This is a genomic window from Sphingomonas sp. PAMC 26605, from assembly GCF_000241485.1.
In the GTDB taxonomy this organism is placed as follows: domain Bacteria; phylum Pseudomonadota; class Alphaproteobacteria; order Sphingomonadales; family Sphingomonadaceae; genus Sphingomonas.
Genome location: NZ_JH584241.1, coordinates 3,790,936 through 3,799,869 on the forward strand (window position 1 = coordinate 3,790,936; position 8,934 = coordinate 3,799,869).

The 8,934-nt window shown below is 67.1% G+C and carries 5 protein-coding genes and 1 pseudogene; 2 read left to right on the forward strand and 4 right to left on the reverse strand.

Annotated features, from left to right (window positions below; translation table 11 throughout):
• The 4 genes and pseudogenes from RH90_RS17635 to RH90_RS17650 all read right to left on the reverse strand — a co-directional run.
• Positions 1-810: pseudogene (locus RH90_RS17635) on the reverse strand (ribonuclease R); the annotation flags it as partial.
• A 90-nt stretch (positions 811-900) separates the two neighbouring features.
• Positions 901-3,945, reverse strand: coding sequence for a TonB-dependent receptor plug domain-containing protein (locus RH90_RS17640; RefSeq protein ID WP_010187589.1), 3,045 nt, complete (start codon positions 3,943-3,945; stop codon positions 901-903).
• A 372-nt stretch (positions 3,946-4,317) separates the two neighbouring features.
• A complete protein-coding gene (locus RH90_RS17645; protein ID WP_010187593.1) occupies positions 4,318-5,385 on the reverse strand; it encodes an acyl-CoA dehydrogenase family protein in 1,068 nt (355 codons plus the stop codon).
• Between the two features lie 111 nt (positions 5,386-5,496).
• Positions 5,497-6,714 carry an acyl-CoA dehydrogenase family protein gene (locus RH90_RS17650; RefSeq protein ID WP_010187595.1) on the reverse strand — a complete coding sequence of 406 codons (1,218 nt, stop codon included), beginning with the start codon at positions 6,712-6,714 and terminating at the stop codon, positions 5,497-5,499.
• 188 nt (positions 6,715-6,902) lie between these two features.
• On the opposite strand from RH90_RS17650, the gene RH90_RS17655 reads away from it, so the two are divergent.
• Positions 6,903-8,129, forward strand: coding sequence for an MFS transporter (locus RH90_RS17655; protein WP_010187597.1), 1,227 nt, complete (start codon positions 6,903-6,905; stop codon positions 8,127-8,129).
• Between the two features lie 43 nt (positions 8,130-8,172).
• Positions 8,173-8,868, forward strand: coding sequence for a glutathione binding-like protein (locus RH90_RS17660; protein ID WP_010187599.1), 696 nt, complete (start codon positions 8,173-8,175; stop codon positions 8,866-8,868).
• Positions 8,869-8,934: the final 66 nt, after the last annotated feature.

An 8,934-nucleotide genomic window follows, 5' to 3' on the forward strand; every position in this document is an offset into this window, starting at 1 on the left:
GCGTGGCGCTTGCGGCACGCCCCCTCCACCCTTCGCTGAATGCTCAGGGTCCCCCTCCCCGTTCCGGGGAGGATCTAGGGGCAAGGCAGCCACCCGGACCGCCTCGTCGAGCGTCTCGGACGAAAACACGTCCGGTATGCCCAATTTGTGGATCGCGATCAGCGAGAAGCTGCGCGGCGCAAACGGATCGCCGAGCACTTGCGTCACGCGCACCGTGATCCGCGGCGGCCGCCCCGCCATCTCGGCGAGCACCAGATCGCCGACCTGCGCCTCGCCAGCGTCGGAGACCTGGAACTCGCGCCGCTCCTTCTTCTCGACGCCCTGCAGCCACAGCGCCTTGCCCTCCTGCCGCAGCACGCCGAGCACCAGTTCCTCGCCCTTGGGCAAGGTCTTCATCGGATGCGCGATCCACCCCTGCCCGGCTTCCTCGGTCCGCGCGAGCACGCGGTCGCCGACGCCGAGCGCGCCGTTCTTCTTCTCGCGCACGCGCAGTTTCGGCGGTGGCGTGACCGGTTCCCAGCGCTCGGGCACCGCCCAGACATTGCCGCTGTCATCGACATCGACGATCCGCAGCACGGTCACCTTGGGCACGCCGCCCATCTTGTGAAAGGCGCGACCCGGGGCGCTGTCGATCAGCCCCTCATCGGCCATGTCCTTGAGCAGCGCTTTCAGCAGAATCTTGTCCTGCGCGGTGAGCCCGAAGGCGCGTGCGATCTCGCGTTTGCCCGCGGGCACGTCGCTTTCGGCGATGAAGGCGAGGATCTGGTCGCGGCTGGGCAGACCGGGGGTGCGCTTGACGGGTTTGGGCATCGGCACAGCGATACGCGAGTGCGCGCCAAACGGCAAAGGGCGCGCCGTCTTATGCAGACGCCGCGCCCCCGATACGCGCGCTACACTGCCTCAGAATTTCTGCGAGACGCCGACCTTGGCCGTGAACCCCAGCGGGCTCGCGGTGAACGGATCGTAATTCTGGTCGAGCCGCGCGAACGGCGGCGCCTTGTCGAAAATATTGAGCGCCGAGAACGTCAGCGTCGAGCCCGTCCCGCGCAGCACCAGCCGATAGGTCGCGTCGAAGGTGCCGAACGGTTTGATGTTCTTGCCCGCGGTGACCGACGCCCCCGCCAGCGCACCCGCGTTCGGCCCGAAGATCGCGCTGCCGCGCTGGTCGGTATAGCCGTCGATATAATTGTACTGGAGCCGCAGGCTGTGGCCGCCGAGCGCACCCTGGACATAGGCGGTGCCCTTGATCTGCGGGATCGGGTAAGCGGTGGTCTGGTAATTGAGCAGCCCGACGCCGTCGAACGCCGGCTGGACGACGACGCCTTCGACCGTGATGTCCTTGGTCCGATATTCGATCACATAGGTGCCGTTGCCGCCGACCTCGAGGTTCGCGGCGCCGAGCCCGAAGCGATACGCCGCCTGGAAATCGAGCCCCGACGTCGTGACATTGGCGCTGTTGATCACCAATGTGCGGAGCCGCTGGACGTTGGCGACGCCGCACCCTGCACCGGTGAAGGTGAAGCGCGCCTGGAGCGCCGCAAAGGCTGGGTTGCCGCAATTGGCGGTGCCGCTCGCGCCGAACAGCGCATTGACCATGCCCTGGATCGGCTCACCCTCAATCGGCCCCTTCAACTTGTAGCGATAATAATCGAGGCTCGCGCTGAAGCCGCCGCTGTGGAGCAGGATGCCGGCGCTGTAGGTCGTCGCCTTTTCGGGTGAGAGGTTGGGGTTGCCGTTGATGTCGACCGCGCGGAACGAGGTGCCGATGATCTGCAATGCTGTCAGGTTCCCTGACAATTGCTGCGCCGGCGGCCCGCGGAAAGTCGTCCCCGCCCCGCCGCGCAGCGCGAGCCAGTCGGTCACCTGCAGCCGGACGCGCCCCTGCGGATTGAAGGTCGAGCCGACGCGCCCGCCATAATCCTCGAAGCGCGCCGAGAGCTGCAGGTTGAGCCGGTCGAGCACGGGCAGCTGCAATTCGCCGAACACCGCCTTGATGTCGTTGCTCGTCGACAGATTGGCGTTGGTGCCGAGGAAGCCGAGTGCGCCGGTCTGCTGCGCGCAGGTCGCCGCCGGATTGAGCGGCGAGCCCGGGCACGGATTGACCGCGATGTTGCTGTCATTGTTGTAGAGCACCGAATAGTCGTTGCGGCGATATTGCCCGCCGACCGCGAAGCTCAGGTCGCCGCCGGGGAGCCGCAATCCGGTCTTGCCGCTCAGCACGAGATCGCCGACGAGCAGCCGCGTGGTGTAGCGCGTATTGGTGGTGCGGAAGAAATTGTCGAAGGTCGCCAGATCGTTGATCAGCCCCGCCCCGGGCGCGAGGTTGAACCCGCCAGGGTTGCGCGATCCGGCATAATTGGGGTTCGCGACGCCGGTCGCGCCGTTTGCCGCCACCGCGGTCGAGAAGGGATTGAAGAAGGTGCAGCCGTTGGTCCCGGCGAGCGCGGCGATCTGCGCAGCGGTCAGCCCGGCGCGCGACTGCGGCGTGGCAAAGGCGCAGTTCGGCCCGCCGAAACCGGCGAGCGCGTTCTGGAGCAGGTCGCCGAACGTGTCGGTGCCTTCGCTCTCGCGATAATATTCGGAGTAAGTGAAGCCGCCGGTCAGGTTGATATCGGGCGTTACGTCGTAGGACAGATCGGCGGTGAAGCGCATCTCGTCCGACACGCGCTTGCTGTAGGCCGATCCGCGGTCGTCGCCATTATGGTTTAGGAACAGCGGATTGCCGCCGAGCAGGGCGGGTCGGAAGAGCACGGGAAAGGCGATCGCCGGCGCGAGCGGCACACCGCCAGCGGTCACGCAGCCCGACGCGGCGCCGTACAGCGCGCAATAATCGCGGAGCGCGGGAGCGTAGGTCGGGATGACGAACAGCCCTGCCCCGCCGCTCGCGGCGTTGGCCGAGGGCGGGAGCGTCGGGAGATAGGTCGGTGAGGTGGTGATCCGCGTCGAGCTATAGCCATAGAGCGCGCTGACCGACAGTTTGAGCTTGTCGGTGAGCTGCGCCGAGCCCTCGACATAGGCCTGGATGCGATCCTCGGGCTCGACGAGATTGCCGAACTGGCCGTAATTGTTGAAGCAGCGGTCGGTCGTCGAGCCCGCTTGGCTGCGGAAGCCGCCGAGCCCCTCGCATCCCAAATCGCGAACGAAATTGGCGGTGCCGGCAAAGCCGAAATTGCCCGGATTGCCGCCGCCGGTATAGCCGCCCTGCGGATTGTTGGGATAGGGCTGGACGGTGAAGTCGCGGTCGGTGGTGCGCAGTTCGGAGCGATGCTGATAGCCGACCGAGGCGAGGAAATGGAGCCCGTCGCGATTGTGGCCGAAGCTCAGGTTCGCGGTGTAATCGCCAGACGATCCGCGGATGTAGCGATAGTCGCCCGCGGCGAGGAAGCCGTTCTGGTCGGTCCGCGTGATGAAATTGACGACGCCGGCGATCGCATCCGAGCCGTAGGTCGCCGCCGCGCCGTCCTTGAGCACTTCGACGCGCCCGATCGCGCCCGAGGGGATGAGATTGATATCGACGATCGGGATCGCCCCGCCGATGGGAACGAGCCGCTTGCCGTTGAGCAGCACGAGCGTGCGTTGCGGCCCGAGCCCGCGCAGATTGACCGAGGCGACGCCCTCATTGCCTTGGCTGCGGCTGTCGAACTGGTTGGCGTCGCCGATCACGCCGCTCGACGTCGGCAGATTCTTGAGCAGGTCGACCGCGCTCGGCGTGCCCTGTTTGGACAGTTCGTCGCTCGAGATGACATCGACCGGGATCGCGGCGTCTTCGGGCGTGCCGCGGATCAGCGAGCCCGTCACGACGATGTCGGGGCCGGTCGTATCCTCGGCCGGCCCGCTCGGTCGTGGCGGTGGCGGCGTGGTCCCGATCTGCGCCGCTGCGGGCCATGCGAGACCAACCGACAAAGCGAAAAAGGCACACGACGTCACATGCCGCGAACGAGGCATCGCATCTCTCCCCCAAAGGGCCGGAACGCTGATCGGCTCCGTACCCGAAGCTCAAATTGACTCCGGATCGGCCCTAAAGTCAAGCGCGATATGCGCGGCGGACCTCAGTTTGCCTATCGTGTTCTTCCCCTAAGGAATTCCGCTAAGACCAATGCGGCCAGAACCGATCCTCGAATCGGGTTGCGCCCGCCCAGATGCGGATCGGCGTTCCACGACCATGGCGCGGCGCATTGTTCACGTAGCGGATCGCCTGATCGCGAGACGCTGACGCGCGGCGCAATCGGCAGTCGCGCTGCTCGTCACTGCGCGGCGCCGCTCTCTGCCGAGCGGCCGGGTAACGGATCGATCAAACCGCGGAATTCGGACGGAAGATCAATACCCGTTGAGGCGCGCGAAGCGCTCGCGGTGGAAGGCGGCATTGCCCCACATCGTCTCGAGCACGCGCGCGCGCTTGAGGTAGAAGCCGGCGTCGTAATCGTCGGTCATGCCGATCCCGCCGTGCAATTGGATCATCTCGCGGCTGACGAGGTTGAGCGTGTCGCTGGCGACCGCCTTGGCGAGGCTCACCGCCTGATCGATGTCGCTGCGCCCGGCGTCGATCGCCTCGAGCGCGCCCTCGACCACCGAGCGCATCAGTTCGAGCTCGGTGAACATCTTCGCCATACGGTGCTGCAGCGCCTGGAAGGTCGAGAGCTGCTGGCCGAACTGGACGCGCGTCTTCAGGTAGTCGTTGGTGGTGGCGAACGCCTGTTCGGCCATGCCGAGCATCTCGGCGCACACCGCCGCGGTCGCGCGGTCGATCACCTGCGCGGTGAGCGTCGCGTCGCCCAGTCGGTCGGCGGGCGCGGCGTCGAAGGTCACCTGGGCGTGGCTGCGCGAATCGGCCATATGGCGCGGCGCACGCGTGACGCCGACATCGCCCGCGACGAGATACAGCCCGTCGGTCGCCGCGACAACGAAAACGCCAGCGCTGTCGCCCTCGGCGACGAACGCCTTGGTGCCGCTGAGTTTGCCGTCGCTGACCGTGGTCGCGATCTTGGCGGGGTCATGCACCGGCCCCTCGTCGATCGCGAGCGTCGCGACGACCGCACCGCTGGCGATCTGCGGCAGCCACTGCGCCTTCAGCGCGTCCGACCCGCCGAGCAGGATCGCGCTCGCCGCCGCCGAGGTCGAGGCCAGCGGCGAGGCCGCGAGATTGCGGCCGAGCTGCTCGAGCACCAGCCCGAGCGAGAGATAACCGAACGCCGTGCCGCCATGCTCTTCGGGGATGACGATGCCGGGCAGTCCCATCTCGCCGAGCGTCGCCCAGGCCGCCGGGTCATACCCCTCGGCGGGCGCCGCGGCGCGCATCTTGCGGAACGCGCTGACCGGCGATTGCTCGTCGGACCATTCGCGCACCATGTCGCGGAGCATCGTCTGTTCGTCGTTGAGTACGGCCATGCTGCAGTCCCCGCTTATGATGATGGAAAACGGGGGAGGATGGCTTAGGCCATCCTTCACCCCGCCCCTCTCCGGCCCGCCGGCAAACGCGCGCGGCAGCCTATCCTTGAATTACTGGTGATCGAGCATCCCGAGGATGCGCTTCGAAATCACGTTGTTCTGGATCTCGGTCGAGCCGCCATAGATCGACACCGCCTTGCCCCACAGCCAGGTGCGCGTCTGGGTCAGCTCGTCCTCGCTGAAGCCCTCGCCCTCCCAGCCGAGCCCGGCCATCCCCATGATCTCGATCGACAGCTCGGCGCGATCCTGCGTGATGCGCGCGCCGACATTCTTCATGATCGAGGTCGCCGCCGACGGGCCCTGGTTCGATTTCGCCTCGAGCGCGGCGCGGCGCAGCGTCAGCGCGAAGGCGCGGCTGTCCATCTCGTGCCGCACGATCCGCATCCTGAGGTCGCTGTCGGGAACCCGACCCTGCTCGTCCTCGCCGCGATATTCCTTGGCGAGCTTGCCCATCGGCTTGCCCGCGAACAGCCGCGAGGCGCCACCGCCGCCCGACAGGCTGTTGCGCTCGTGCTGGAGCAGCCGCGTGCCGATTTCCCAACCCTGCCCCTCGCGCCCGACGAGGTTTTCCTTGGGGACCTTCACGTCGGTGAAGAAGGTCTCGCAGAACGGCGACTGGCCCGAGATCATCGCGATCGGCCGGACTTCGACGCCCGGCGCGGTCATGTCGAGCAGCAGGAAGCTGATCCCGCCATGCTTCTGGCTCTTGTCGGTGCGGACGAGCGCGAAGCATTTGTCGGCCCATTGCCCGCCCGAGGTCCAGGTCTTCTGGCCGTTGACGATGTAATGGTCGCCCGCATCTTCATCGAAAGTCTGGACGTTGGCGAGGTCGGAGCCGGCATTGGGCTCGCTATAGCCCTGGCACCAGCGCACCTGCCCCTTGGCGATCGCCGGAATATGCTCCTGCTTCTGCGCCTCGCTGCCATATTCGAGCAGCGTCGGGCCGAACATCATCACGCCCATCCCGCCGATCGGGTTCCACGCCCCGGCCCGCGCCATCTCCTCGTTGAGGACGCGGATCTGCGCCTTGTCGAGCCCGCCGCCGCCATAGGCTGCGGGCCAGCCGGGAACGCCCCAGCCCTTCTCGCCCATCGCGGTCTTCCAGGCGATTTCGTCGGGCGAGAGCTCGGTCGGGCCTTCGAGCGCCGACAGCGCATTGTCCTTGCCCTTGAGCGATGCCGGGAAGTTCGCGGCGAGCCACGCGCGCACTTCGGCGCGGAACGCGTCGAGCGTGGCCACTGGAGCGTCGAGTTCGGGCGCGGTTGCCATGAAAGCTGTCCTTCCAGACCGAATCTGAAGATCGGGTATGCCGGCGCAATACGCCGGAATGCGGCGAATGGGAAGGGCCAGTATGATCTATTCGCTCGCAGTATCTGCACCTCCGCTCCCTGAGAGGGAGGGGAGGTTTACGCCACGGCGAAACCCGGTAAGCTCCGCACTCCGGGGGGAAGCATCCGATGCCGTTCGCGAACCGCGCCGTGCCGATCGTGCTCGCGGCCGTGCTGATCGATTCGATCGGCTTCGGCATCGTCATGCCGGTGCTGCCGTCGCTGATCACTCGCCTCGGCCATGTCGGGATCGACGATGCGACCCGCATCGCAGGCTATATGCTCACCGCCTTCGCGCTGACCCAATTCTTCGCCGGACCGGTGCTCGGCAATTTGAGCGACCGTTACGGCCGCCGGCTCGTGCTGATCGCCTCGATGCTCGCGTTCGGAGTCGATTATGCGCTGATGGCGCTCGCGCCGACGCTCGCCTGGCTGTTCGTCGGTCGCGCGATCGCCGGCGCGGCGGGGGCGATCTATGGCCCGGCGAGTTCGGTCATCGCCGACGTCGTCCCCGTGGAGAAACGCAGCGCCGCCTTCGGCTATATCAGCGGTGCGTTCGGGATCGGCTTCGTCCTGGGGCCGGCGCTGGGCGGCGTGCTGGCGGCGCTCGGACCGCGCGCGCCGTTTGCCGCCGCCGCAGCCCTTGCGCTCGGCAATGCGGCCGTGATGGCGTTCGCCATGCCCGAGTCGCTGCAGCGCGAGCATCGTCGCCCGTTCCGCTGGCGCGACGCGCACGTCATCGGCGCGTTCAGGCCGTTGTTCGACAGCCCCATTGCCGTCCCGCTGCTGGTCGTCGCCTTGCTGTGGCAGATCGCCAACACCGTCTATCCCGGCACCTGGGCCTTCTGGGCGACGATCCGCTTCCACTGGAGCCCGGGCGCGATCGGGCTCAGCCTGACCTACGTCGGCTTCATCATGGCGGCGGTGCAGGTCCTGCTCGTCGGCTCGGCGATCGCACGGCTCGGCGACCGGCGTGCGCTGATGGTGGGGCTCGTCTGCGCGATCGCCGGCTTCCTTGCGTTCGCCTTCATCCAGGCGGGCTGGCAAGTCTATGCGATCATGCTGCTCGCGTCGCTGCAGGGCTTCGTCGGCCCGGCGATCAGCGGGCTGCTGTCGCGCATGGTCGGCCCCGAGCGGCAGGGCGCGCTGCAGGGCGGGCTCGGCAGCCTCGGCAGCGTCGCTGCGATCGTCAGCCCCTTGCTGATGACGCAGGCGCTCGCCGCCGGGGTCGAGCTTGGCTTTCCCGGGGCGGCGTTCGTGCTCGCCGCCGTGCTTGCGCTGGCAGCGCTCGGCGTCGTCGTCTGGAAAGTGCTCGACCGGGCGCCACCCGCGCCGGCGGCGGTTGCGGAGGCGTGACGGCTGTCCCATCTCCCGGGTGACACCCACAGGAGCCCCGCGCATGATCGACCTGCACTATTGGCCGACACCCAACGGCCACAAGATCACCCTGTTTCTCGAAGAAGCCGGGGTCGAGTATCGCATCATCCCGGTCAACATCGGCGCGGGCGCACAATTCCAGCCCGATTTCCTCAAGATCGCGCCCAACAACCGGATGCCCGCGATCGTCGACCACGATCCGGTCGGTGGCGGCGCGCCGATCGCGATCTTCGAATCGGGCGCGATCCTGCTGTATCTTGCCGACAAGTACGGCAAGTTCATCGGGCAGGATCTGCGCAGCCGGACCGAGACGGTGCAGTGGCTGATGTGGCAAATGGGGGGCCTCGGGCCGATGCTCGGCCAGAACCACCATTTCAGCGGCTATGCGCCCGAGAAAATTCCCTATGCGATCGACCGCTACGTCAACGAAACCAATCGGCTTTACGGCGTGCTCGATCGTCGGCTCGCGGGGCGGGAGTTCATTACCGGCGAATATTCGATCGCCGACATGGCCTGTTATCCGTGGATCGTGCCGCATGAGCGGCAGGGGCAGCGGCTCGAGGACACGCCCAATCTGAAGCGCTGGTTCGACGCGATCGCCGCGCGCCCGGCGACGGTCACGGCCTATGCCAAGGGGGCGGCGATCAGCGAGAACAAGCCGATGACCGAGGAGGCGAAGAAGGTGCTGTTCGGGCAGACCGCCAAGGTGCTGGGGTAGTCGCCTAATCCTCCCCCGCGAACCGGGGGAGGGGGACCACCAGCCTCCTTCAGGCTGGTGGTGGAG

What these genes read in the sequence shown, in the direction of transcription:
- RH90_RS17640 (WP_010187589.1), bottom strand. Translation starts at nt 3,945, where the DNA reads ATGCCTCGTTCGCGGCATGTGACGTCGTGTGCCTTTTTCGCTTTGTCG.
- RH90_RS17645 (WP_010187593.1), bottom strand. Translation starts at nt 5,385, where the DNA reads ATGGCCGTACTCAACGACGAACAGACGATGCTCCGCGACATGGTGCGC.
- RH90_RS17650 (WP_010187595.1), bottom strand. Translation starts at nt 6,714, where the DNA reads ATGGCAACCGCGCCCGAACTCGACGCTCCAGTGGCCACGCTCGACGCG.
- RH90_RS17655 (WP_010187597.1), top strand. Translation starts at nt 6,903, where the DNA reads ATGCCGTTCGCGAACCGCGCCGTGCCGATCGTGCTCGCGGCCGTGCTG.
- RH90_RS17660 (WP_010187599.1), top strand. Translation starts at nt 8,173, where the DNA reads ATGATCGACCTGCACTATTGGCCGACACCCAACGGCCACAAGATCACC.